21 protein-coding genes are annotated in these 25639 nt (G+C 61.5%); 16 read left to right on the top strand and 5 right to left on the bottom strand.

Annotated features, from left to right (window positions below; translation table 11 throughout):
• Nucleotides 1–20 precede the first annotated feature (20 nt).
• Together AD659_RS25560 and AD659_RS25555 are read left to right on the top strand one after the other, a co-directional pair.
• The gene (locus AD659_RS25560) at nt 21–1889 is read left to right on the top strand and encodes a c-type cytochrome (RefSeq protein WP_053126050.1); all 1869 of its coding nucleotides are present in this window, start codon (nt 21–23) and stop codon (nt 1887–1889) included.
• Nucleotides 1890–1916: 27 nt separating this feature from the next.
• Complete coding sequence (locus tag AD659_RS25555) at nt 1917–3161, top strand: metallophosphoesterase (RefSeq protein WP_053126048.1); 1245 nt, start codon at nt 1917–1919, stop codon at nt 3159–3161.
• Between the two features lie 102 nt (nt 3162–3263).
• Here AD659_RS25555 and gbcA read toward each other — a convergent pair whose 3' ends face one another.
• On the bottom strand, nt 3264–4559 hold the full coding sequence (gbcA, locus tag AD659_RS25550; protein ID WP_053126046.1) for a glycine-betaine demethylase subunit GbcA: 1296 nt from the start codon (nt 4557–4559) through the stop codon (nt 3264–3266).
• 282 nt (nt 4560–4841) lie between these two features.
• Here gbcA and gbcB point away from each other — a divergent pair, with 282 nt between their 5' ends.
• The gene (gene gbcB / locus AD659_RS25545) at nt 4842–5942 is read left to right on the top strand and encodes a glycine-betaine demethylase subunit GbcB (RefSeq protein ID WP_053126044.1); all 1101 of its coding nucleotides are present in this window, start codon (nt 4842–4844) and stop codon (nt 5940–5942) included.
• 169 nt (nt 5943–6111) lie between these two features.
• Here the strand turns inward: gbcB and AD659_RS25540 are convergent, their stop codons facing one another.
• Nucleotides 6112–7152 carry a threonine aldolase family protein gene (locus tag AD659_RS25540; protein ID WP_053126042.1) on the bottom strand — a complete coding sequence of 347 codons (1041 nt, stop codon included), beginning with the start codon at nt 7150–7152 and terminating at the stop codon, nt 6112–6114.
• Nucleotides 7153–7387: 235 nt separating this feature from the next.
• On the opposite strand from AD659_RS25540, the gene AD659_RS25535 reads away from it, so the two are divergent.
• The 8 genes from AD659_RS25535 to fdhA all read left to right on the top strand — a co-directional run bounded on the left by AD659_RS25535 (nt 7388) and on the right by fdhA (nt 17631).
• Nucleotides 7388–8092: a TraX family protein gene (locus AD659_RS25535; RefSeq protein ID WP_053126040.1), complete on the top strand. Its 705-nt coding sequence runs from the start codon at nt 7388–7390 to the stop codon at nt 8090–8092.
• 342 nt (nt 8093–8434) lie between these two features.
• Nucleotides 8435–9688, top strand: a complete 1254-nt coding sequence (gene glyA / locus AD659_RS25530) for a serine hydroxymethyltransferase (protein WP_053126038.1) — start codon at nt 8435–8437, stop codon at nt 9686–9688.
• 21 nt (nt 9689–9709) lie between these two features.
• Nucleotides 9710–10960: a sarcosine oxidase subunit beta gene (locus AD659_RS25525; protein WP_008057117.1), complete on the top strand. Its 1251-nt coding sequence runs from the start codon at nt 9710–9712 to the stop codon at nt 10958–10960.
• Between the two features lie 14 nt (nt 10961–10974).
• Nucleotides 10975–11304: a sarcosine oxidase subunit delta gene (locus tag AD659_RS25520; RefSeq protein WP_014340581.1), complete on the top strand. Its 330-nt coding sequence runs from the start codon at nt 10975–10977 to the stop codon at nt 11302–11304.
• Nucleotides 11301–14318: a sarcosine oxidase subunit alpha gene (locus AD659_RS25515; RefSeq protein ID WP_053126036.1), complete on the top strand. Its 3018-nt coding sequence runs from the start codon at nt 11301–11303 to the stop codon at nt 14316–14318. The genes AD659_RS25520 and AD659_RS25515 overlap by 4 nt, the downstream gene beginning before the upstream one ends.
• A 135-nt stretch (nt 14319–14453) precedes the next feature.
• Nucleotides 14454–15086 (top strand): sarcosine oxidase subunit gamma, encoded by a 633-nt coding sequence (locus tag AD659_RS25510; protein ID WP_053126034.1) that lies wholly within the window; start codon nt 14454–14456, stop codon nt 15084–15086.
• Nucleotides 15087–15366: 280 nt separating this feature from the next.
• Entirely contained in the window at nt 15367–16224 is an 858-nt protein-coding gene (gene purU / locus AD659_RS25505) for a formyltetrahydrofolate deformylase (protein WP_053126032.1), read from the top strand.
• A gap of 207 nt (nt 16225–16431) precedes the next feature.
• On the top strand, nt 16432–17631 hold the full coding sequence (fdhA, locus tag AD659_RS25500) for a formaldehyde dehydrogenase, glutathione-independent (protein ID WP_003177608.1): 1200 nt from the start codon (nt 16432–16434) through the stop codon (nt 17629–17631).
• A 575-nt stretch (nt 17632–18206) separates the two neighbouring features.
• Here fdhA and AD659_RS25495 read toward each other — a convergent pair.
• Entirely contained in the window at nt 18207–18419 is a 213-nt protein-coding gene (locus AD659_RS25495; RefSeq protein ID WP_053126030.1) for a cold-shock protein, read from the bottom strand.
• A 334-nt stretch (nt 18420–18753) separates the two neighbouring features.
• Nucleotides 18754–19329, bottom strand: a complete 576-nt coding sequence (locus AD659_RS25490; RefSeq protein ID WP_053126027.1) for a hypothetical protein — start codon at nt 19327–19329, stop codon at nt 18754–18756.
• Nucleotides 19330–19543: 214 nt separating this feature from the next.
• Between AD659_RS25490 and AD659_RS25485 the strand changes: the two genes are divergently transcribed.
• Nucleotides 19544–20113, top strand: coding sequence for a DUF2780 domain-containing protein (locus AD659_RS25485; protein WP_053126026.1), 570 nt, complete (start codon nt 19544–19546; stop codon nt 20111–20113).
• Here AD659_RS25485 and AD659_RS25480 read toward each other — a convergent pair whose 3' ends face one another.
• Nucleotides 20114–21001 (bottom strand): 1-acylglycerol-3-phosphate O-acyltransferase, YihG family, encoded by an 888-nt coding sequence (locus tag AD659_RS25480; RefSeq protein WP_053126024.1) that lies wholly within the window; start codon nt 20999–21001, stop codon nt 20114–20116.
• Between the two features lie 353 nt (nt 21002–21354).
• Between AD659_RS25480 and rloA2 the strand changes: the two genes are divergently transcribed.
• The 4 genes from rloA2 to creD all read left to right on the top strand — a co-directional run bounded on the left by rloA2 (nt 21355) and on the right by creD (nt 25637).
• A complete protein-coding gene (rloA2, locus tag AD659_RS25475) occupies nt 21355–21861 on the top strand; it encodes a retropepsin-like aspartic peptidase RloA2 (protein ID WP_018603546.1) in 507 nt (168 codons plus the stop codon).
• A 69-nt stretch (nt 21862–21930) separates the two neighbouring features.
• Nucleotides 21931–22611, top strand: coding sequence for a two-component system response regulator CreB (gene creB, locus AD659_RS25470; protein WP_053126022.1), 681 nt, complete (start codon nt 21931–21933; stop codon nt 22609–22611).
• A complete protein-coding gene (gene creC, locus AD659_RS25465; RefSeq protein WP_053126019.1) occupies nt 22611–24029 on the top strand; it encodes a two-component system sensor histidine kinase CreC in 1419 nt (472 codons plus the stop codon). Before creB ends, creC begins: the two co-directional genes overlap by 1 nt.
• 234 nt (nt 24030–24263) lie before the next feature.
• Complete coding sequence (creD, locus tag AD659_RS25460) at nt 24264–25637, top strand: cell envelope integrity protein CreD (protein WP_053126017.1); 1374 nt, start codon at nt 24264–24266, stop codon at nt 25635–25637.
• Nucleotides 25638–25639 lie beyond the last annotated feature (2 nt).

Below are 25639 nucleotides of genomic sequence, written 5' to 3'. Positions count from 1 at the left end.
AGAATAAGGAAAAGGATGCCATGAACACTTACATCCGCTGGTTCCAACGCATCATCTGGGTCGGGATTGTCATGAACATGTTCTTCGCGATTCCGGCGCTGTTCGCGCCGGCGTTGCTGACGTCCATGATCGGCCTGCCCCCTGTATTGTCCGATCCCTGGCTGGAGAACGCCGGCATGTTGCTGGTGGGGATCAGCCTGTTCTACATGCCCTCGGGGTTCAACGCGCCGCGTTTCGTCGTGCATTCGTGGCTGTGCGTGTTGTCGCGGCTGGTGGCGGTGGTGTTCTGGATCTACCTGATCAACACCAACAACCAGGGCCAGTTGTTCGTGCCGATGTTGATGGGCGACCTGAGCATGTTCCTGATCCTGGGCGTGCTGCTGTACCTCGGTAGCCCGGTGGCCAACCGTCCGCTGGCCTTGCTCTGCGCCGGTTGGCGGGAGTGGCGCGCCGGCTGGGCGCTGCGCTGGCAGAGCCACGGGTTCAAGGTCGGTATGTTGGTGGTGGTCGTGCTGCTGGGTTTCATTGGCTACCAGACCTGGTACCAGATGATTCGGGAAGTGCCACAACCGGACTTCGCCTCCGACGAAGACCACTACAAATACGCCGCCATCGGCCTGGGCATCGAGGCGCGGATTCCCTACTACCTGTTCGCCGTGCTGCCACAGATGTGCCCGGAAAAACTGCCCAAGCCGGGCGGCTACGAGGTGTTCGGTTTCCTCTATGAAAACGGCAACGACCTGCCCATCGGCATGGCCAAGCGGCAACTGGGTTACCCCACTGTCGAGCCCAACTGCGCCCTGTGTCATACCGGCTCCTACCGGGCCAATGCCACTGACGTAGCGGTGCCGGTGGCCTCCGCGCCGGCCAACACCCTGCAACTGCAGGCCTTCCAGTGGTTCGCCTATGAGTGCGCCAGCGACCCGAAATTCACCCCCGATGCGGTGATGGCGGCGATCAATGGCAAGTTCCAGCTGGGCTTTTTCGAAAAACTGTACAACCGCTACCTGATCATCCCGATGGCCAAGAGTGCACTGCTCAAGCAGAAGCAGGCCTATGCCTGGCAGAAGTTGCGTCCTGCCCAGGGGCCAGGGCGCACCGACACCTTCAACCCGACCAAAATGGTGGTGTTCGGCTTCCCGGATGATTCCACCATCGGCACCGTGGATTTGCCGCAGGTCTGGAACCAGAAACCCCGCGAATCCATGTACCTGCATTGGGACGGCAATAACAACCAGATCCACGAACGCAACTACGCAGCGGCCATGGCCGTGGGCGCGACGCCGGAATCGGTGCTGCCACCGAGTTTCAACCGGGTGACCAACTGGCTGTTGGGCCACAAGGCACCGGCCTGGCCGTTCGCCCTGGACCAGGGGAAAGTCGCCCAGGGCAAACCGATCTGGGATAAAAACTGCGCCGGCTGTCATGACTTCGGCCGCAGCGACACCGGCCAGGTCACCACCAACATCGATCAGTTGGGCACCGATCCCCATCGCCTGAACTCCTTCACCACCGGCCTGGTGTCGGCATTCCACGGCTTCAAGAAGCCGCCGTTCGACTTTGGCGCCTACCGCAAGACCCAGAGCTACAGCAACACCCCCACCGACGGCATCTGGCTGCGCGCGCCATACCTGCACAACGGTTCGGTGCCGACCCTGTGGGATTTGCTGCAAGCACCGGAGCAGCGTCCGCAGGTGTTCTACACCGGCTCCGACATTTACGACCAGGAGAAAGTCGGCTTTATCACCAGCGGTGCGCAGATGAAGGCGTCGGCGGATTTCAAATACGACACCCGCCTGGAGGGCAACCACAACGGCGGCCACCTGTATGGCACGCAGCTGTCGGACGTCGACAAGCGGGCCCTGATCGAATTCATGAAGACCCTGTAACCCAGGGCATTACGAAGGAGCGTCCACATGTCATTACTCCACCATTGGGAACATGAGTTCGACAAGGTCAAGGTCCGCCTGCACGGGTTGGTCACGCGGCTGGAAATGTCCTGGAAAAAACTCGTCAACGACCTGGAGCCCGAGGAGTTCCAGGCCATCGTCAAGCTGCTGCAGCGCGGCCATGACCAGGCCCGTCACGTGATCGACCACGGTGATCTGCCGGACGACGAACCGGCCGTGCCATGGGAACTGGCCCACGGTCTGTCGATTCTCAAGATCGGCAACGCCACGCCCTTGCCGCAAAGCGAGGACGAACTGCCGACCCGGGTGCTCAAGGACGGCACCTTGCTCGGTTGCCGCAAATGGGAGCTGCTGGACTTGCTCTGGAGCGAAGCGCTGCTCAAGTGGATCGAAAACCTGCGCCACCACGCGCCGTTCGCCACCAACCCGGCGTTGGTGAAAATGGATAATGACGTGGTGCTGGCCATCGCTGGCGACTGGGGCACCGGACCGTTCGACAGCCACGCCCCGGCCGTCGCGGTGGCCAACCAGATGCAATTGGCCCTGGCCGACTTCACCATCCATCTGGGCGACGTGTATTACGCCGGCACCCATTCCCAGGAAGACGTCGACATGGTCGGCTGGCCCCAGGGCAAGCACGGCTCGTTCACCCTCAATTCCAACCACGAGATGTACAGCGGCGCCCACGGTTATTTCAAGGAACTGGCCAAGCGCTTCCCGGTGCAACAAGACACCAGCTACTTTGCCTTGTACAACGACGACTGGCTGGTGGTCGGCCTCGACAGCGCCTACGCCTCGGACGCGATGAACCTGTACATGGACGGCACCCTCAACACCCAGCAGATCGAGTGGATGAAAACCCTGCCCAAGCGCAAGAAATTGATGGTGCTCAGTCATCACCAGGGCTTCGATATTTCCGGGCACAACAAGACCGCGCTTTACCAACCGGTGTGCGATGCCCTGGGGCGTGAGCCGGATTATTGGTATTGGGGGCATTTGCACAATGGCATCTGCTATGCGCCGCAAGGCGGGTTGCATGCGCGCTGCGCCGGGCATGGCGCGATTCCCTACGGCACCACCAGCGAGCTGAACGGGCATGCGCGGGTGCTGTGGTCGGAAACCCGGTTGGCGGGCGACGAGGCGTATCCGGAGCGGGTGTTGAATGGGTATGTGAAGGTGCAGTTGAAGGGGGCGGAGATTGTCGAGACGTTTTATGGGGAGGATGGGTCGGTGCGTTGGTCTTCAAAGTAATTGGTGAATGTCAGGCCGCTATCACGAGCAAGCTCACTCCCACAGGTTATGTGAACGACACAGAACCCCTGTGGGAGCGAGCTTGCTCGCGATGCTTCTGACTTAGCCCTGGACCGGAACGCCCTTGAGGTACGGTGCCGGCTCGGCCCCCAGGTTGTTGAGCAAGCGCTCGCTGTACCAGTCCACGAAGTTCACCACGCCGAACTCGTAGGTCTTGGAGTACGGGCCGGGCTGGTAGGCGGTGGAGTTGATGCCGCGCTGGTTTTCTTCGGCCAGGCGACGATCCTGGTCGTTGGTGGCGTCCCAGACTTCGCGCATGCGCGCCACGTCGTAGTCCACGCCTTCGACGGCGTCCTTGTGCACCAGCCACTTGGTGGTGACCATGGTTTCCTGGGCGCTGATCGGCCACACGGTGAACACGATGATGTGGTCGCCCATGCAGTGGTTCCACGAGTGCGGCAGGTGCAGGATGCGCATCGAGCCCAGGTCCGGGTTCTTGATGCGGCCCATCAGCTTGGCGCAGCCTTGCTTGCCGTCCATGGTCATCGACACGGTGCCCTTGAGCAGCGGCATGCGCACGATACGGTTGCGCAGGCCGAAGCTGGCGTGGGCGTAAGGGATCTTCTCGGCGTCCCAGGCGGCGGCGGAAGCGGCCACGTGGTCCTTGAAGGCCTGGTCGGCCCGCGGGTCGGTGACGTCGTCCCATTCCAGCAGGGTCTTGAGCAATTCAGGGTGCGACGCGTTGCAGTGGTAGCACTCGCGGTTGTTTTCCAGCACCAGTTTCCAGTTGGCTTTTTCCATCAAGGTGGTTTGCACCGCCACCTTGGTGTTCTCCATGTCATACGGTTCCATGTAATGGTTCAGGGTCGACAGGAAGTCATCGATGGCCGGCGGGTTCTCCGCCAGGCTGATGAAGATGTAGCCGCCAGCGGTCTTCACGTTCACCGGCTTGAGGCCATACTGCTTCATATCGAAGTCGGCGCCCATCTCGGTGCCGGCGAACAGCAGGCGACCGTCCAGTTCGTAGGTCCACTGGTGGTAGTGGCAGACCAGTTTGGCGACCTTGCCCTTTTCGCTGGTGCACAGCCGCGAACCGCGGTGGCGGCAGACGTTATGGAAGGCATGCACCACACCGTCGGCGCCGCGAATCACGATGATCGGGTTCTTGCCGATTTGCAGGGTCAGGTAGTTGCCCTTGGCCGGGATTTCGCAGGTCATGCCGGCGATCAACCATTCCTTCTGGAAAATTTCCTGCATGTCGATATCAAACAGGCGCTCATCACTGTAGAACGGTTGCGGCAGCGAGAAGGTACGCTCGCGCTCTTGCAGCATTTGCGCAGTGGCCTTGCGTGCGGGTTCCAGCGGATCGCCCAGGCTCAGGGTAGTGGTGACGTCCATCGTTTTATCCTCATGGCCATCTTTGTGGCCGGCGAAAAATGACTAATCGGTTGTGCTACGCAAGGCAGAAAACTTTGTTTATCTGTTGGGGCGAGTGTGGGGCCGCGCAGGGGCGCAACCTTATCCATGGGCGACATGGCCCAATCTGTTCCCGACGCGCAAGCCCCGGTAGTTGGGGGCTGGTCGCGATAAGTATGTGAATGTCGCAGATAGGTAAATGGTCACCCAGGCGCCTGCGCACAATCGCCTCATGAAGGCCGACAGTCGGCCGTGGAGATCAGCATGTCCAATAATTTCCTGAACCCGGTCACCACCCAGACCTGGGCCAATGGCCGACATATCGTACGTTGCGTCAAAGTCATCCAGGAAACCTGGGATGTGCGCACTTTCTGCTTCATGGCCGACCAGCCGATCATGTTCTTTTTCAAGCCCGGGCAGTTCGTCACCCTGGAGCTGGAAATCGAAGGCCAGCCGATCATGCGTTCCTACACCATCTCCAGCTCGCCGTCGGTGCCCTACAGTTTCTCGGTGACCATCAAGCGCGTGCCGGGGGGCAAGGTGTCCAACTGGTTGCACGACACCCTGCACGAAGGCCAGGAGCTGGCGGTGCACGGGCCGGTGGGGTTGTTCAACGCCATCGATTTTCCGAGCCCGAAAGTCCTGTACCTGAGCGGCGGCGTGGGGATCACGCCATGCATGTCCATGGCGCGCTGGTTCTACGACACCAACGCCAATGTCGACATGACCTTCATCCACAGCGCCCGTTCGCCCAAGGACATCATCTACCACCGCGAGCTGGAACACATGGCGTCGCGGATCGACAACTTCAGCCTGCACCTGATCTGTGAAAAACATGGCCTGGGCGAGCCCTGGGCCGGCTATCGCGGTTACCTGAACCACAAGATGCTGGAATTGATGGTGCCCGACTTCCTCGAGCGCGAAGTGTTCTGCTGCGGCCCGACCCCGTACATGACCGCGGTCAAGCGCCTGCTGGAAGCGGCCGGCTACGACATGAAGCGTTACCACGAGGAATCCTTCGGCGCCACGCCACCGGAAGCCCGTGCCGACGCGGTGGAGCAAGCCGAACAAGCGGCCGACGCCCCGCAAGTCGATGCGGCGGACCTGCACCTGGTGGAATTCACCTCCTCGGGCAAGAGCATCCGCGTGGGGCCGGGAGAAACCGTACACGCCGCCGCCGCCAAGCTCGGCATGATGATCCCCAAGGCCTGCGGCATGGGCATCTGCGGCACCTGCAAGGTGCTGAAGCTGGGCGGGGAAGTGGAGATGGAGCACAACGGCGGGATCACCGAGGACGACGAGGCCGAGGGTTATATCCTGTCGTGCTGCAGCGTGCCGAAGGGGGATGTGCGGATCGATTTCTGATTCGCTCATCCTGGTAGCGGTGAGCCCCCTGTGGCGAGGGAGCTTGCTCCCGCTCGGCTCTGTAGGAGCTGCCGAGCGGAGCGAGGCTGCGATCTTTTGATCTTTTGATCTTTCGCTTGAGACTCAATCTGGCTTGGAAAGATCGCAGCCTCGCTCCGCTCGACAGCTCCTACGCGCTCATCACTTCCCGAATATCCGCCGCCAATTCCCGCACCCGCGCTTCTTCGGTGTCCCACGAGCACATGAAGCGTGCGCCGCCCTTGCCGATGAAGGTGTAGAAGCGCCAGCCCTTGGCGGTCAGCGCGGCGATGGCCGGTTCCGAGAGTTGCAGGAACACGCCGTTGGCCTGGACCGGGAACATCAGTTCTACGCCTTCGATGTCGCTGACCAGCTCGGCCAGCAATTGCGCGCAGTGGTTGGCGTGGCGGGCGTGCTTGAGCCAGGCGTCGTTTTGCAACAGACCGACCCAGGGGGCGGAAAGGAAACGCATTTTCGACGCCAGTTGCCCGGCCTGTTTGCAGCGGTAGTCGAAGTCTTCGGCCAGGGCGTGGTTGAAGAACAGGATCGCTTCACCTACCGCCATGCCGTTTTTCGTACCGCCGAAGCACAACACGTCCACGCCGACCTTCCAGGTCAGGTCCGCCGGTGAGCAGCCGAGGAAGGCGCAGGCGTTGGAAAACCGTGCGCCGTCCATATGCAGGTTCAGCCCCAGTTCCTTGCAGGTGACGCTGATGGCGCGGATTTCATCCGGCGTGTAGACGCTGCCGACTTCCGTGGCCTGGGTCAGGGTCACGACGCGCGGCTTGGGGTAGTGGATGTCCTGGCGCTTGAGGGCGATCTCGCGGATCGACTCGGGGGTCAGCTTGCCGTTTTCGGTGCGCGCCACCAGCAGCTTGGAACCGTTGGAGAAAAACTCCGGTGCGCCGCATTCGTCGGTTTCGACGTGGGCGGTTTCCGAGCAGATCACGCTGTGGTAACTCTGGCACAACGAGGACAGGGCCAGGGAGTTGGCTGCGGTGCCGTTGAACGCAAAGAACACTTCGCAGTCGGTTTCGAACAAGGCCCGGAAATCGTCCGCCGCGCGGTGGGTCCACTCATCGTCGCCGTAGGCGCGTTGGTGACCCTGGTTGGCTTCTTCCATGGCCGCCCAGGCTTCGGGGCAAATGCCGGAATAGTTGTCGCTGGCGAATTGTTGGCTCTTGTCGGTCATGGCCTTGCTCCTTGAATAGAGAGTCCTGGATAAAGAGATCCCTGGCGGAGCGCCCGGGTGGGGCGTTCCCTGGTTCGGCGTGTTTGAGTCCACAGCGCCGTGGTCGATCATGGTTCGGCGCGCTTGGGGGCGCATCGCCGTGATCAATGTTGGTGCGCACTTTACCCAAGATTAGCGGGGGAACACACCGGATGTTTCTGTCGGAAAGTATCAATCTCGTCGCGCGGCTTTATACATGAGCCGGCGCGACGGTGCCCTGGACCTGCTCAAGTGGCTGGCACTGTTGTCGATGGTCCTCGATCATCTGCGATATGTTGGTTTTTCCGCCGATTGGCTCTACGTGCCGGGGCGGTTGGCGTTCCCTTGGTTCTGCCTGGCGATGGCGGCGAATCTGGCGCGCGGCGGGGCCAGTGCCAGCCCATGGCGTTACCTGGGCTGGCTGTTGCTGTTCAGCGCCGTCAGCGAAATCCCCTACCGCTTGTTCATTCCCAACCCCTCTACGCTGAACGTCATGCCGACGCTGGTGCTCGGGTTGCTGGTGGCGCGCGGTTGGCAGGCGCCCACCCGCGAGGCCCGATGCCTGGCCACGGTGGCGCTGCTGTTGGCGGCGCTGTTTTCGTCGCATTTGATGTTTGGTTTTTTCGGCGTTCTGCTGCCGTTGGTGATGTTGCTGCTGTTCAGGCGTTCCTTGTATCTGGCGTTGTTGCCAGGATTGGTCTGTGTCGCGGCCAACCAATGGCGGGTGTTGTATGGCGCGGCGTGGCTAGGGGACGGGGTGGCGTTGTGGGGGCTGGTGGCTTGCCTGATCGCGCCATGGCTGGGGCGGGTGCTTTTGCGACAGGCGGGTCGTCTTCATCCAGTGCCAATGCGGCGCTGGGCGTATGGCCTTTATCCGGGGCATTTCCTGGTCTTGCTCGTGGTTCGCCAGATCGCCGCATAGCCTTTGTGGCGAGGGAGCTCGCTCCCGCTGGGCTACGTAGGAGCTGTCGAGCGAAGCGAGGCTGCGATCTTTCCGCTGCCCATTGAATCGAGAGTGAAAGATCAAGATCAAAAGATCGCAGGCTTCGCCAGCTCCTACAGAGTCCAGCGGGAGCAAGCTCCCTCGCCACAGGGGCAGGTGTCCCAATCCATTTGATCCCATGTCGTAAACGCACCTTTGCGTGGCGTCCATAGGCATTTGACATGCCTGCGCCAGCCATACCATCGCATCCAAAGGGCACGACCGAAACGGTCCGTGCCTCACCGAGACGAAAGGCGCACCGCCGCCGCTGGGAGAGACGCGATGTTCAGCAAGCAAGACCAAATCCAAGGCTACGATGATGCACTGCTGGCGGCGATGAACGCCGAAGAGCAACGTCAGGAAGACCACATCGAGCTGATCGCGTCAGAAAACTACACCAGCAAGCGCGTGATGGAGGCCCAGGGCAGCGGCCTGACCAACAAATACGCTGAAGGCTATCCGGGCAAGCGCTACTACGGTGGCTGCGAGCACGTCGACAAAGTCGAAGCCCTGGCCATCGAGCGCGCCAAGCAGTTGTTCGGTGCCGATTACGCCAACGTCCAGCCGCACTCCGGTTCGTCGGCCAACAGCGCCGTTTACCTGGCCCTGCTGCAAGCCGGCGACACCATCCTGGGCATGAGCCTGGCCCACGGCGGTCACCTGACCCACGGTGCCAAAGTGTCGTCCTCGGGCAAGCTCTACAACGCAGTGCAATACGGCATCGACACCACCACCGGCCTGATCGACTACGACGAAGTCGAGCGCCTGGCGGTCGAGCACAAGCCGAAGATGATCGTCGCCGGTTTCTCCGCTTACTCCAAGACCCTGGACTTCCCACGTTTCCGCCAGATCGCCGATAAGGTCGGTGCCCTGCTGTTCGTCGACATGGCCCACGTCGCTGGCCTGGTTGCCGCCGGCCTGTACCCGAACCCGCTGCCGTACGCCGACGTGGTCACCACCACCACCCACAAGACCCTGCGCGGTCCACGTGGCGGCCTGATCCTGGCCAAGTCCAACGAAGAAATCGAGAAGAAGCTCAACGCCGCCGTATTCCCCGGCGCCCAGGGCGGCCCGCTGATGCATGTGATCGCCGGCAAGGCGGTGTGCTTCAAGGAAGCGGCGGAGCCTGGCTTCAAGGCTTACCAGCAGCAAGTGATCGATAACGCCCAGGCCATGGCTGGCGTGTTCATCAAGCGCGGCTACGATGTAGTGTCCGGTGGCACCGATAACCACCTGTTCCTGGTCAGCCTGATCCGTCAGGGCCTGACCGGCAAGGACGCCGATGCTGCCCTGGGCCGCGCCCACATCACCGTCAACAAGAACGCCGTGCCGAACGACCCGCAATCGCCGTTCGTGACTTCGGGCCTGCGCATCGGGACCCCGGCGGTGACCACGCGTGGCTTCAAGGTTACCCAGTGCGTCACGCTGGCCGGCTGGATCTGCGACATTCTCGACAACCTCGGCGATGCCGATGTCGAGGCCAATGTCGCGCAGCAAGTGGCGGCCCTGTGCGCGGACTTCCCGGTTTATCGCTGAGTCGGTTTTGGAGTAATGACTATGCAACGCTATTCGGGCTTCGGCCTCTTCAAACACTCACTCAGCCATCACGAAAACTGGCAGCGGATGTGGCGCACGCCGACCCCGAAAAAGGTCTACGACGTGGTCATCGTCGGCGGTGGCGGGCATGGCCTGGCGACCGCCTACTACCTGGCCAAGGAACACGGCATCACCAACGTGGCGGTGGTCGAGAAGGGCTGGTTGGGCGGCGGTAACACCGCGCGCAACACCACCATCGTGCGCTCCAACTACCTGTGGGACGAATCGGCCCACTTGTACGAACACGCGATGAAACTCTGGGAAGGCCTGTCCCAGGACCTGAACTACAACGTGATGTTCTCCCAGCGTGGCGTCTACAACCTGTGCCACACCCTGCAGGACATCCGTGATTCCGAGCGTCGCGTCAGCGCCAACCGCCTCAATGGCGTGGACGGCGAACTGCTCGACGCCAAGCAAGTGGCCGACGAGATCCCGTACCTGGATTGCTCGAAAAACACCCGCTACCCGGTGATGGGCGCCACCGTCCAGCGTCGCGGCGGCGTGGCCCGTCACGATGCCGTGGCCTGGGGCTTTGCCCGGGCGGCGGACGCGTTGGGCGTGGACCTGATCCAGCAGACCGAAGTGATCGGTTTCCGCAAGGAAAACGGCGTGTGCATCGGCGTGGAAACCAACAAGGGCTTCATCGGCGCCAAGCGCGTCGGCGTGGTGACCGCCGGTAACTCCGGGCACATGGCCAAGCTCGCGGGCTTCCGCCTGCCGATCGAATCCCACCCGCTGCAAGCGCTGGTGTCAGAGCCGATCAAGCCCATCATCGACAGCGTGATCATGTCCAACGCCGTGCACGGCTACATCAGCCAGTCCGACAAGGGCGACCTGGTGATCGGCGCCGGTATCGACGGCTACAACGGCTACGGCCAGCGTGGCTCGTACCCGGTGATCGAACACACGGTCCAGGCCATCGTCGAGATGTTCCCGGTGTTGTCCCGCGTACGCATGAACCGCCAGTGGGGCGGCATCGTCGACACCACGCCGGACGCCTGCCCGATCATCTCCAAGACCCCGGTGCCGAACATGTTCTTCAACTGCGGTTGGGGCACCGGCGGCTTCAAGGCGACACCTGGCTCGGGCAACGTGTTTGCCGCGAGCCTGGCCAAGGGTGAAATGCACCCATTGGCTGCACCTTTCTCCATCGACCGTTTCCACAACGGTGCGTTGATCGATGAACACGGCGCTGCTGCGGTTGCCCACTAACAGGAGAAATCCCCATGTTGCATATCTTCTGTCCTCACTGCGGCGAACTGCGCTCCGAAGAGGAATTCCATGCATCCGGCCAGGCGCATATCCCGCGTCCGCTGGATCCGAACGCCTGCACCGACGAGGAGTGGGGCGACTACATGTTCTTCCGTGACAACCCACGCGGGTTGCACCATGAACTGTGGGACCACGTCGCCGGTTGCCGCCAGTACTTCAACGTGACCCGTGACACCGTGACCTACGAGATTCTCGAAACCTACAAGATCGGCCAAAAGCCGCAGTTCACCGACAAGGCTGACAGTCCGAAAGCGGCTGCACAGGCTCTGGGAGAGAAGGTATGAGCCAGATCAATCGCCTGTCCAACGGCGGACGGATCGACCGCAACAAAGTGCTGAGCTTCACCTTCAACGGCCAGACCTACAAAGGCTTCGAGGGCGACTCCCTGGCCGCCGCGCTGCTGGCCAACGGTGTCGACATCATCGGCCGCAGCTTCAAGTATTCCCGTCCGCGTGGCATCTTCGCCGCCGGTGCCGAAGAGCCGAACGCGGTGCTGCAGATCGGCGCCACCGAAGCCACGCAAATCCCTAACGTGCGCGCCACGCAACAGGCGCTGTACCAGGGTCTGGTCGCCACCAGCACCAATGGCTGGCCGAACGTGAACAACGACATGATGGGGATTCTCGGCAAGGTCGGCGGCAAGCTGATGCCGCCGGGCTTCTACTACAAAACCTTCATGTACCCGCAATCGTTCTGGATGACCTACGAGAAGTACATCCGCAAGGCCGCAGGCCTGGGTCGCTCGCCGACCGAGAACGATCCGGACACCTACGACTACATGAACCGTCATTGCGACGTGCTGATCGTTGGCGCCGGCCCGTCTGGCCTGGCTGCCGCGTTGGCCGCTGGCCGCAGCGGTGCCCGAGTGATCCTGGCCGATGAGCAGGAAGAGTTCGGCGGCAGCCTGCTCGAATCCCGCGAGAGCCTGGATGGCAAGCCGGCGACCGAATGGGTCGCTGCGGCAATCGCCGAACTGCAATCGATGCCGGAAGTGGTGCTGTTGCCTCGCGCCACCGTGAACGGCTACCACGACCATAACTTCCTGACCATCCACGAGCGCCTCACCGACCACCTCGGCGACCGCGCGCCGATCGGCCAGGTTCGCCAGCGCATCAACCGCGTTCGCGCCAAGCGCGTGGTGCTGGCGACCGGCGCCTGCGAGCGCCCGCTGGTCTACGGCAACAACGACGTACCGGGCAACATGCTGGCCGGTGCGGTGTCCACCTACGTGCGTCGCTACGGCGTGGCACCGGGCAAGAAACTGGTGCTGAGCACCAACAATGACCACGCCTATCGCGTGGCCATGGACTGGTTCGACGCCGGCCTGCAAGTGGTGGCCGTGGCCGATGCGCGCAGCAACCCACGTGGCGCGCTGGTGGAAGAAGCCCGCGCCAAGGGCATCCGCATTCTCACCGGCAGCGCCGTGATCGAGGCCCGTGGCAGCAAGCGCGTCACCGGGGCACGTGTGGCCGCAATCGACGTTCGTGCTCACAAAGTCACCAGCCCCGGCGAATGGCTGGACTGCGACCTGGTGGCCAGTTCCGGCGGCTACAGCCCGGTGGTTCACCTGGCTTCGCACCTGGGCGGCAAGCCGATCTGGCGTGAAGACATCCTCGGTTTCGTACCGGGCGAAGCACCGCAAAAGCGTGTGTGCGTCGGTGGTGTGAACGGCGTCTACAGCCTCGGCGACAGTTTGGCCGACGGTTTTGAAGGCGGCGTGCGCGCGGCCAGCGAAGCCGGCTTCAAGGCCGTGGAGGGCGTGCTGCCCAAGGCCTTGAGCCGTCACGAAGAGCCGACCCTGGCGCTGTTCCAGGTGCCTCACGAAAAATCCACTGCCCGGGCGCCGAAGCAATTCGTCGACCTGCAGAACGACGTCACTGCCGCCGCCATCGAGCTCGCCACCCGCGAAGGCTTCGAGTCGGTGGAACACGTCAAGCGCTACACCGCACTGGGCTTCGGTACCGACCAGGGCAAGCTGGGCAACGTCAACGGCCTGGCCATCGCGGCCCGTTCGCTGAACGTGAGCATCCCGCAGATGGGCACCACCATGTTCCGTCCGAACTACACGCCGGTGACCTTCGGCGCGGTGGCGGGCCGGCACTGTGGGCACATCTTCGAGCCGGTGCGCTTCACCGCGCTGCATGCCTGGCATGTGAAAAACGCTGCCGAGTTCGAAGACGTCGGCCAGTGGAAGCGCCCTTGGTACTTCCCGAAGAACGGCGAAGACATGCATGCCGCGGTCAAGCGCGAATGCAAGGCCGTGCGTGACAGCGTTGGCCTGCTCGACGCCTCGACCCTGGGCAAGATCGACATCCAGGGCCCGGATGCCCGCGAGTTCCTCAACCGCGTCTACACCAACGCCTGGACCAAGCTCGACGTGGGCAAGGCCCGCTATGGCCTGATGTGCAAGGAAGACGGCATGGTCTTCGACGACGGCGTGACAGCCTGTCTGGCGGACAACCACTTCCTGATGACCACCACCACGGGCGGTGCGGCCCGCGTGCTGCAATGGCTGGAAATCTATCACCAGACCGAATGGCCGGACCTGAAGGTGTACTTCACTTCGGTCACCGACCACTGGGCGACCATGACCCTGTCGGGCCCCAACAGCCGCAAGCTGCTGAGCCACGTCACCGACATCGACCTGGACAAGGACGCGTTCCCGTTCATGACCTGGAAGGAAGGCCTGGTGGGCGGCGTGCCGGCGCGGGTGTTCCGGATCTCGTTCACCGGTGAACTGTCGTACGAAATCAACGTGCAGGCCGACTACGCCATGGGCGTACTCGAGCAGATCGTCGAGGCCGGGAAGCAGTACAACCTGACCCCGTATGGCACCGAGACCATGCACGTACTGCGGGCCGAGAAGGGCTTCATCATCGTCGGCCAGGATACGGACAGCTCGATGACGCCGGACGACCTGAACATGGGCTGGTGCGTAGGCCGGACCAAACCGTTCTCGTGGATCGGCTGGCGCGGCATGAATCGCGAAGATTGCGTGCGTGAAGAGCGCAAGCAACTGGTGGGCCTCAAGCCGATCGACCCGAATGTCTGGCTGCCGGAAGGCGCGCAACTGGTGTTCAACACCAAGCAGGCGATCCCGATGACCATGGTCGGCCACGTGACCTCCAGCTATGCCCACAACTCCCTGGGTTATTCATTTGCCATGGGCGTGGTCAAGGGCGGCCTCAAGCGGATGGGCGAGCGCGTGTTCGCGCCATTGGCCGACGGCAGCGTGATCGAGGCAGAGATCGTTTCTTCGGTGTTCTTCGATCCGAAGGGGGATCGGCAGAATATTTGATACCTGATCGTTCCCACGCTCTGCGTGGGAATGCATCCCGGGACGCTCCGCGTCCCAAAAGCGGACGCAGAGCGTCCATGGCGGCATTCCCACGCAGAGCGTGGGAACGATCAATCTACGAGACAGGTGCTCCATATGACCGCAGTCAACGTGTACCAACAACGCCCAACCACCGGGGCCAAGGCCGAGTCGTCGCTGCACCATGCCGACCTCGCCAGCCTGGTGGGCAAGGGTCGCAAGAACGCCGGTGTGACCGTGCGCGAGAAAAAACTCCTGGGCCACCTGACGATTCGTGGCGACGGCCACGACCCGGCGTTCGCCGCCGGCGTGCACAAGGCCCTGGGCCTGGAATTGCCAGGCGCCCTGACCGTCATCATCAAGGGCGATACCAGCCTGCAATGGCTCGGCCCGGATGAATGGCTGCTGGTGGTACCCACTGGCGAAGAATTCGCCGCCGAGCAGAAACTGCGTGAAGCCTTGGGCGACCTGCATATCCAGATCGTCAACGTCAGCGGCGGCCAGCAGATCCTCGAACTGTCCGGCCCGAACGTGCGCGACGTGCTGATGAAATCCACCAGCTACGATGTTCACCCCAGCAACTTCCCGGTGGGCAAGGCCGTGGGCACGGTGTTCGCCAAGTCGCAACTGGTGATCCGCCACACCGGCGAAGACACCTGGGAACTGGTGATCCGCCGCAGCTTCTCCGACTACTGGTGGCTGTGGCTGCAGGATGCCGCGGCGGAGTATGGGTTGAGCGTGCAGGCATAAGGACTAAAGCCGACCACGGCTTTTGTGGCGAGGGAGCTTGCTCCCGCTGGGCTCTGTAGGAGCTGCCGAAGGCTGCGATCTTTTGATCTTTTGATCTTTTGATCTTTTGATCTTTTGATCTTTCGCTTGAGATTTAAGTGTCTGGAGAAAGATCGCAGCCTCGTTTCACTCGACAGCTCCTACATAGCTCCTACATAGCTCCTACACAACCGAGCGGGAGCAAGCTCCCTCGTCACTGAGTGCTGCGTCACCTCGTTAATATTGAACAGGAGTCACCGCAATGAGCCGCGCCCCAGACACATGGATCTTGACTGCCGACTGCCCCAGCGTGCTCGGCACGGTGGACGCGGTGACGCGCTTTCTGTTCGAGCAGGGCTGCTACGTCACCGAGCACCATTCCTTCGACGACCGGCTCTCGGCGCGTTTCTTCATTCGCGTGGAGTTTCGCCAGCCTGACGGTTTCGACGAGCAGAACTTTCGCGCCGGCCTGGCCGAGCGTGCCGAAGCTTTCGGCATGGTCTTCGAACTGACCCCGCCCAATTACCGGCCCAAAGTGGTGATCATGGTCTCCAAGGCCGATCACTGCCTCAACGACTTGCTCTATCGCCAGCGCATCGGCCAATTGTCCATGGACGTGGTGGCCGTGGTCTCCAACCACCCCGACCTCAAGCCGCTGGCCGACTGGCACCAGATTCCCTACTACCATTTCCCCCTGGACCCGAACGACAAGCCGGCCCAGGAGCGACAGGTGTGGCAGGTGATCGAAGACACCGGCGCCGAGCTGGTGATCCTTGCCCGCTACATGCAAGTGCTGTCGCCAGAGCTGTGCCGCAAGCTCGACGGCAAGGCGATCAACATCCATCACTCGTTGCTGCCGGGCTTCAAGGGCGCCAAGCCGTATCACCAGGCCTACAACAAAGGCGTGAAACTGGTGGGCGCCACGGCGCACTACATCAACAACGACCTGGACGAAGGCCCGATCATCGCCCAGGGCGTGGAAGTGGTTGACCACAGCCATTATCCCGAAGACCTGATCGCCAAGGGCCGGGACATCGAAGGGCTCACCCTGGCCCGGGCGGTGGGGTATCACATCGAGCGAAGAGTGTTCCTGAACGCCAATCGTACTGTCGTTCTTTAGGCCGACATCGCGAGCAAGCTCGCTCCCACAGGATCTGTGTCGGTCTGCAGATCTTGAACACACCGATAATCCATTGTGGGAGCGAGCTTGCTCGCGATGAGGCCCTTGAAGACAACAAAAGAAACAAGACACAAGCACTAACCCGAGCAATCAACGCGCTGCCTGCCTGGCAACGCAGTTCCACAAAAACAACAGCGAGGTGAAAGCATGTCTGGTAATCGTGGTGTCGTGTATCTCGGCAACGGCAAGGTCGAAGTACAGAAAATCGACTATCCCAAAATGCAGGACCCGCGCGGCAGGAAGATTGAGCACGGTGTCATCCTGCGCGTGGTCTCCACCAACATCTGCGGCTCCGACCAACACATGGTACGTGGCCGTACCACTGCCCAGACCGGCCTGGTCCTGGGTCACGAGATCACCGGTGAAGTGATCGAAAAGGGCAGCGACGTCGAGAACCTGAAAATCGGTGACCTGGTGTCGGTGCCGTTCAACGTGGCTTGCGGGCGCTGCCGTTCCTGCAAGGAGCAACACACCGGTGTGTGCCTGACCGTCAACCCGGCCCGTGCCGGCGGTGCCTACGGTTATGTGGACATGGGTGACTGGACCGGCGGCCAGGCCGAATACGTGCTGGTGCCGTACGCCGATTTCAACCTGCTGAAACTGCCGGACCGCGACAAGGCCATGGAGAAAATCCGTGACCTGACCTGCCTGTCCGACATCCTGCCCACTGGCTACCACGGCGCCGTCACCGCTGGTGTTGGCCCTGGCAGCACCGTCTACATCGCCGGTGCCGGTCCGGTTGGCCTGGCGGCCGCCGCTTCCGCTCGCCTGCTGGGTGCGGCCGTGGTGATCATCGGTGACGTCAACTCCATCCGCCTGGCCCACGCCAAGGCCCAGGGCTTTGAAATCGTCGACCTGTCCACCGACACGCCATTGCACGAACAAATCGCCGCGCTGCTGGGCGAGCCGGAAGTGGACTGTGCCGTCGATTGCGTGGGCTTTGAAGCCCGCGGCCACGGCCATGACGGCGTCAAGCACGAAGCCCCGGCCACCGTGCTCAACTCCTTGATGGGCGTGGTCCGCGTCGCCGGCAAGATCGGCATCCCCGGCCTCTACGTCACCGAAGACCCGGGCGCTGTCGATGCCGCCGCTAAAATGGGCAGCCTGAGCATCCGCTTCGGCCTGGGCTGGGCCAAATCCCACAGCTTCCACACCGGCCAGACCCCGGTGATGAAGTACAACCGCCAACTGATGCAGGCGATCATGTGGGACCGTATCAACATTGCTGAAATCGTTGGTGTACAGGTAATCAGCCTGGATGACGCGCCGAAGGGTTATGGCGAGTTCGACGCGGGCGTGCCGAAGAAGTTTGTGATTGACCCGCACAAGTTGTTTAGTGCGGCGTAAAGCGTTAGGCAAGACGGAAAAAGGGCGACAGTGATGTCGCCCTTTTTATTTTGATAGTTGTCCTCAAGGCTGTTTATTGAGTGTCAGCTGTTTTTTCCTCCAAGCCTGCTGAGGAGGAGGGCCCTCATCCACATATTCCTCCCGGTAACTATATAAACAAGCGTTAGCTATAGGGGTGGGCGTTGTTAAGGTCATTTGGTACATCGGTTGTAAAAAGTTAGGGCCCACGGCCTCGCCCCGCCAGGTAACTTTTCCAGAGGGGTCCTTCACCGTGTATTCCTCGAAGACCGGTTGGCCAGGAGTGGTCTCTGGCATTAAACGAAACACTATTTCTCCTACGGCGGGACAGCTTGTTGCGTTCGCAGCATGGGTAACGCCGAGGAGTCCAGCGACGAAAAGTAAGCCAGCTATTAAACTGCGCATTTCACATACTCACTTGTTGATCGGAGCTACGATGATCGCTGAGCGTCGTGCTTGAACCTACTGTCAGAAATGACAGTAGGTCAGACCAAAAGGAAATAGCCTTGCAGGTTTTCATTCGACGTTTCAGGGGAAGTGCCTGAGCGAACCGATGGTTATTCCGGCGTCACTCTCATGGCCTGCATGCCTTTATCACCGTTCCCGATTTCAAACGAAACGGTCTGCTTCTGTTTCAACGTTTTATAACCCTCGCCATCTATCGCCGAGTAATGAACGAACAATTCCTCGCCGCCTTTGCCACAAGTAATGAAGCCATAGCCCTTTGCATCGTTGAACCACTTCACGGTTCCTTTGATTCGGTCGTTCATTTTTATTCTTCCTGCTTGCCCGAATGAAGAAAGGCACAGGGACTGTGGTTTGCCCAGAGCCTTGTTCTCGTTGACTCGGCTGCAGCTTAGAACCCGCGTGTACAGCTGCCTACTGTCAACGTTGACAGTAGGCAATACCGAGAGGAAATAACGGCTTGCGCGTTGATAGTCGGACGACTACCGCAGCAGAATTTTTAGTCGTGAGTATTCACGAAGAACACCGCCCTATTGTGGCGAGGCAGCTTGCTCCCGCTCGAGTGTGAAGCGCTCGCCGTTGTATCCGAGCAGCGGGGGCTGCTTCGCAGCCCAGCGGGAACAAGCTCCCTCGCCACGGTTATCGATGGGCCGTTGCGGTCTCGACCCGTTCGCAGAATTCAGGGTAGAACCCTTTAGCGCTAGGGCCTTGGCAATAGGTTTGCGCCTGGGCCAGGGCGTCGGCGCTGAAATTCAGGCTGCGAGGCATGCCGGCAAAGGTTTCGTAGCCGCCTTGTTGGGTCTTGATGGCGTCAAAACCTGGCATGTCGTAGATCAGTTCCACGTCATCATCGGCAAGGATCCGCGCCTTGACCGTCACTTGCGTGTACTGCTTGCCCCCCGGCGCGCCGTTGAGTGCCGCCAGGCCGTGACCAACTATCCGCAACATAGGCGGGACCCAGGGCTCGCAGTCATCCGCGCAAGTACCAGGACGGTAGTGCACGGTCAGCGTTTGCTGGTCGCGGGTCACCTCGGTCAGGGTCGGGTCGGAGCGCTTGATGCGGTGTTCGATGGTCAGCCAGGTCTTTTGTTCTTCACTGGTGCCATCGGCCAGTTCCGGGTTCAGCGGGCCGCGCTGACATTCGTTGACGCCCAGGACAATGAGCATGCCGGTCAGGATGACCGCGAGGGTGGCGCCGCCGATTTTTACGTTCATGGGCAAACTCAGTTGGAGGAAGCGGCACTGTACGGTAACGGCGCAGGCGAGGGCAGGGGGCTCTGAGTGGAAGGTGCTGGAACAGTGACGCAGTTACCATGACCGGCCGCGGATGTAATTCACTTTGGGGAACAATCCCCTTGCACCCCAGTCCAACGCACGCTTTACGCCGCTCTTTATGAGCGGCTTTTTCATGTTCAAGAGGAAGTCCCGGATGAAGGTTCCACGAGGTTTTGCACTGTCTTGCCTGTTGACTCTGGCCGCCAGCCCGGCTTTCGCGCAGTTCAGCCTCAGCGATGCGGCCAATGTGGTGTCGGCGATGCAGGGTAATCAAGGTGAGGAAGAGGGCGTAGTGGCCGCCGCGCCGAAAGCCGCCGGGCTGCTCAATACCTTGGGATCCGAGCTCAAGATCACGCCGGAACAGGCCATCGGCGGTGCCGGTGCGATGTTGGGGCTGGCGAAGAACCGTCTCAGCGAACCGCAGTTCTCCGAGTTGAGCAAAAGTGTGCCGGGCCTGGATCAGATCGCGGGGAACAGCGCCATCGGCGGGCTCAACGGCCTGGGTGGCTTGCTCGGTGGCGGGTCGGACAAAAATGCCTTGCTCGATGGCCTGCTGGGTAACGTCAAGGACACCGGCGACCTGAACAATGCCTTCAGTGCGCTGGGCATGGACAGCGGCATGATCGGCCAGTTTGCCCCGATCATTCTGCAGTATCTCGGCCAACAGGGCGTTGCCGGTTCCCTGCTGCAGAACCTGGGGGGGATCTGGGGCACCGGTATCTGATCAGCCACCCTTGTTGCGCAAGGCCGCAATGCGCTGGTCCTTTTCGGTCCAGAGCTGGTTGACCCAGTCCTGCACCTGCTGGCGAAACACCGGATCGTTCTCGTAGTCGCCCTGCCACAGCGCCGGGTCCAGTTCGCGGGTCTGGATGTCGATGATGACCCTGGGCACCGCGCCGCTGATCAAGTCCCAGAACCCGGGAATGCGTTCTTGCGGATAGACCACGGTCACGTCCAGCACTGCGTCCAGTTGTTCACCCATGGCCGCCAGCACGAACGCCACGCCACCGGCCTTGGGCTTGAGCAGGTGGGTGAAGGGCGATTGCTGCTGTTGGCTTTTGATGGCGGTGAAGCGGGTGCCTTCGAGGTAGTTGACCACGGTGACCGGTTGGCGCTTGAACAGCTCGCAGGCAGCCTTGGTGATTTCCAGGTCCTTGCCGGCCAGCTCCGGGTTTTTTGCCAGGAACGCCTTGGTGTAGCGTTTCATGAAGGGGTAATCCAGGGCCCACCAGGCCAGCCCCAGGAACGGCACCCAGATCAGCTCCTTCTTGAGGAAGAACTTGAAGAATGGCGTGCGTCGGTTGAGGGTCTGGACGAGGGCGGGGATGTCCACCCAGGATTGGTGATTGCTGATCACCAGGTAGGACGTATCGCTGCGCAGGTCTGCGCCGCCGCGGATGTCCCAGCGGGTGGGGATGCACAGGGCAAAGATCAGCTTGTCGATCTCGGCCCAGGTCTCGGCGATCCACATCACCGCCCACGAGGCATAGTCGCGAAAGCGCCCGGGAAGGACCAGTTTGAGCAGTGCGAACACCATCAGCGGCCCGAACAGTACCAGGGTGTTGAGCAACAGCAGCAGGGTGACGAAACAGCCGGTGAGCAGGCGGCGCATAGATGACTCTTGCGAACGGGTGGACGGGCCATGATAAGCAAGCTTCGGGCGACAGGCCAAATCGGTGTAGACGAAAGTTTCACTTGGGCTAGGGTAGGTTGGGAGCGCTTTTTGTGGTCAGAGATTGCTCCCGCTGGGCTGTGTAGGAGCTGCCGAAGGCTGCGATCTTTTGATCTTTCGCTTTGGACTCATTCGCTTTGGAGTCAACTGTCTTTGGAAAGATCGCAGCCTCGTTTCACTCGACAGCTCCTACAGGGCTGAGCAGGAGCAGTCTCTGGCCACAGGTGTGCGATCAACCGAACGAATTCATCAGCCACGGTCTAAAAACCCACCCACACAGGAAGCCCTATTGCATGAAATCAGTTCTCGCCCTGCTTTCCCTGGTGGCCCTTCCAGTGCTGGCCGCCGAGCCGACCCTGTACGGGCGCTACGAATACATCGCGCTGCCGGAAATCGGCGGTGAAGTGCTCAAGGCCAAGATGGACACCGGCGCCCTGACCGCCTCGCTGTCGGCCAAGGACATCGAGACCTTTACCCGTGATGGCGATGATTGGGTGCGGTTCCGCCTGGCGACCAAGGATGCGAGCAACAAGGTCTACGAACACAAGGTCGCCCGTATCAGCAAGATCAAGACCCGTTCCGAAGAAGATGAGGACGACGATGAAAAGATCGCCCCCACCAAGCGTCCGGTGGTCGATCTGGAGTTGTGCCTGGGCAACGTCAAGCGCACGGTCGAGGTCAACCTGACCGACCGCAGCAGTTTCAATTACCCGCTGTTGATTGGTGCCAAGGCGTTGCGTGAGTTCGGCGCGGCGGTGAACCCGGCGCGGCGGTTTACCGCGGATAAGCCGGACTGCTGATTTCCCTGATTGACGTACCCCGAGGCTTGGGGCACCGTTCCGGCAACTTTACAGCCGGGCTCCCAAGCCATGCCTCATATTCTGATTGTCGAAGACGAAGCCGCCATCGCCGATACGCTGGTGTTTGCCCTGCAAGGGGAGGGCTTTGATACCACCTGGTTGAGCCTTGGCGCAGCCGCCCTCGAGCACCAGAAGAACACCCCGGCGGACCTGATCATTCTCGATGTGGGCCTGCCGGATATCAGCGGATTCGAGACTTGTAAAAATCTCAGACGTTTCAGCGACGTTCCGGTCATCTTTCTTACAGCCCGGGACGGCGAGATAGACCGAATCGTGGGCCTGGAGATAGGTGCCGACGATTACGTGGTCAAACCCTTCAGCCCCCGCGAAGTGGCGGCCAGGGTCCGGGCGATCCTCAAGCGCGTGGCGCCGCGTCCGGCGGTGGAGCTGGGCGCGGCGTTGTTTCAGGTCGATGCCGACCGCGTGCAGATCAACTATCGCGGCAAGCCCCTGAACCTCACTCGCCACGAATTCCGCTTGCTCAATTGCCTGCTGGAGCAACCCGAGCGGGTCTTTAGCCGCGAACAGCTGCTCGATGCCCTGGGCGTTGCCAGCGATGCCGGCTACGAGCGCAGCATCGACAGCCACATCAAGAGCGTGCGCGCCAAGCTGCGCCTGGTCCGGGCCGAGGCCGAGCCGATCCAGACACATCGGGGCCTGGGCTACAGCTACAGCCCGGGACACAGCTGATGTCACTGGGGATCCGGATTTTCCTGGTGTATGTGCTGTTTATCGCCTTGACCGGTTATTTCGTGCTCAACACGGTCATGGAAGAAATCCGCCCCGGCGTGCGCCAGTCCACCGAGGAAACCCTGGTGGACACGGCCAACCTGATGGCCGAGATCCTGCGGGACGATTTCAAGGCCGGCACTCTCAATCAGAATCGCTGGCCGCAGTTGCTCAGGGCCTACGGCGAGCGTGAGCCGGCGGCGACGATCTGGGGCTTGCCGAAAAACCAGGTCAGCCATCGCATCTACGTCACCGATGCCCAGGGCATTGTGGTGCTCGATTCCAGTGGTGTGGCGGTCGGGCAGGATTATTCCCGTTGGAACGACGTCTACCTGACCCTGCGCGGCCACTACGGCGCTCGCTCGAGCCGCAGCGATCCGGACGATCCGGCGTCTTCGGTGATGCACGTCGGCGCACCGATTCGCGACAACGGCCGGATCATCGGCGTCGTCACGGTCGCCAAGCCCAACAGTTCCTTGCAGCCTTATGTCGATCGTACCGAGCGGCGGCTGTTGGCCTATGGCGCCGGCCTGGTTGCCCTGGGCTTGTTGCTGGGCGGCTTGCTGTCGTGGTGGCTCAGCGCCGCATTGCGGCGTTTGACGATCTACGCCCAGGCGGTCAGCCAGGGGCGCCGGGTGGAAGTGCCGCACTATCGTGGTGGCGAGTTCGAGCAACTGGCCGGTGCCGTGGAGCACATGCGCACCCAACTGGAGGGCAAGGCGTACGTCGAGCGATACGTGCACACGCTCACCCACGAACTCAAGAGCCCGCTGGCGGCGATTCGTGGCGCCGCCGAGCTGCTGCAAAGCGACATGCCCGCCGCCCAGCACCAGCGCTTTGTCAGCAACATCGACAACGAAAGCGTGCGCATGCAGCAGTTGATCGAGCGCTTGCTCAACCTGGCCCAGATCGAGCAGCGCCAGGGGTTGGAAGAAGAAGTCGCGGTGCCGTTGGCGGCGTTGATGGATGAATTGTTGGAAGCGCGTGGCGGCTGGATTGAAAGTCGCCAGTTGACGGTTGAACAGCACATCGCGGCCGACCTGACGTTGACGGGAGAGCCGTTCCTGTTGCGCCAGGCCTTGGGCAATTTGCTGGAAAACGCCTTGGACTTCACCCCCGTCAACGGCGTGCTACGGGTCAGCGCCGAGCGCCGCGGGAGCCGTGTCGAGATCCGCCTGTTCAATCAGGCCGCGCCGATTCCCGACTACGCGCTGCCTCGCTTGAGCGAGCGTTTCTACTCTTTGCCGCGCCCGGACAGCGGCCGCAAGAGCACCGGCCTGGGGCTCAACTTCGTTGAGGAAGTGGTGCAGCTGCATGGTGGGCAATTCAGTATTGGCAATGTCGAGGGTGGGGTGGAGGTGGCTTTGCGGTTGCCCTGAACACCCAGTTGCTCAGTTTGGAACACTATTGTGGCGAGGGAGCTTGCTCCCGCTGGGCTGCGTAGCAGCCCCAAAAGCTTGGGACCGCTGCGCGATCCAGCGGGAGCAAGCTCCCTCGCCACAGGTTTCATTGGTCAGGTGGATTTAAGTCTCCACACAATCTCCACATTCCTCCCATAAACCCCTCACACAGCCACCCCAGACTCTCCCTCATTCGAACAGGGAGAGCCCCACATGAACCGCAGCCTCGCCATAAAACTGGGCATGATCGCCCTCTTGATCCTCTTGCTGATGATCCCTCTGTTGATGATCAACGGCCTCATCGACGAGCGCCAGGAATTGCGCGACGGTGTGTTGCAGGACATCGCCCGCAGCTCCAGCTACAACCAGCAATTGATCGGGCCGATGATCGTGGTGCCGTTTCGCAAGAGCGTGAAGGTCTGGAACACTAACGAGAAGACGGGTGTGCGTTTCCTGGAAACCGTCGAGCGGACGGGGGAGTTGTATTTTCTGCCGGAGCAATTCGAGCTCGACGGCCAGGTCCGCACCGAAACCCGTGCTCGGGGCATCTACGAGGCACGGATGTTCCACGCCGATAACCGCATCGATGGCCGCTTCAAGGTGCCTGAGCGCTACGGTGTCGCCGCCAAGGATTTTGCCGATTACCGTTTTGACGAGCCGTACCTGAGCGTCGGCATCAGCGATATTCGCGGCATCGAGAATGCGCTGACCCTGACGCTGAACCAACAGACCGTCGACTTCCTGCCTGGCTCGCGACTCGGCTGGCTCGGGCAGGGCGTGCATGTGCCGCTGCCGATGATCACCGCCCAGGGCGGCCCCGAGCTGACCTTCGGTTTTGACCTGCGCCTGCAAGGCACGGGCGAGTTCCAGATTCTGCCGGTGGGCAAATCCACCAAGGTGCACCTGTCGGCCGACTGGCCACACCCCAGCTTCATCGGCAACTACCTGCCCACCAACCGTGAGATCAACGAGCAGGGTTTCAGTGCCGACTGGCAGACGTCGTTTTTCTCCACCAACCTGCTGGAAACGCTGCAAGCCTGCGAGCCAAGCGATAGTTGTGAAGCGTTCCGCAGCCGTGCCTTCGGTGTGAGCTTCATCGACCCGGTGGACCAGTACCTCAAGAGCGACCGGGCGATCAAATATGCGCTGCTGTTCGTCGCCCTGACCTTCGCCGGTTTCTTCCTTTTCGAAGTGCTCAAGAGCCTGGCGGTGCACCCGGTCCAGTACGCCTTGGTGGGCGTGGCGCTGGCGTTCTTCTACTTGCTGCTGTTGTCGTTGTCGGAGCACATCGGCTTCACCCTGGCGTACCTGGTGTCGGCCAGTGCCTGTGTCGTGCTGATCGGGTTTTATGTCTGCCATGTGCTGCGCAGTGTGAGCCACGGCCTGGGGTTTTCGGCGGGGCTGGCGGGTTTGTACGGTTTGCTCTACGGCCTGTTGAGCGCCGAGGACTACGCGCTGTTGATGGGCTCGCTGTTGTTGTTCGGCCTGCTGGGCGTGTTCATGGTCCTGACCCGCAAGCTGGATTGGTACGGGGTCGGGTCGAAGCCGGCCGCGGCGATGAGCTTCGAGTTGGGAGAGGTGAAATGAGC

This window comes from Pseudomonas thivervalensis (assembly GCF_001269655.1).
Classification (GTDB): domain Bacteria; phylum Pseudomonadota; class Gammaproteobacteria; order Pseudomonadales; family Pseudomonadaceae; genus Aquipseudomonas; species Aquipseudomonas thivervalensis.
The sequence above is the reverse complement of the archived record's forward strand: the minus strand, read 5'-3'. Positions and strand labels throughout refer to the sequence as shown.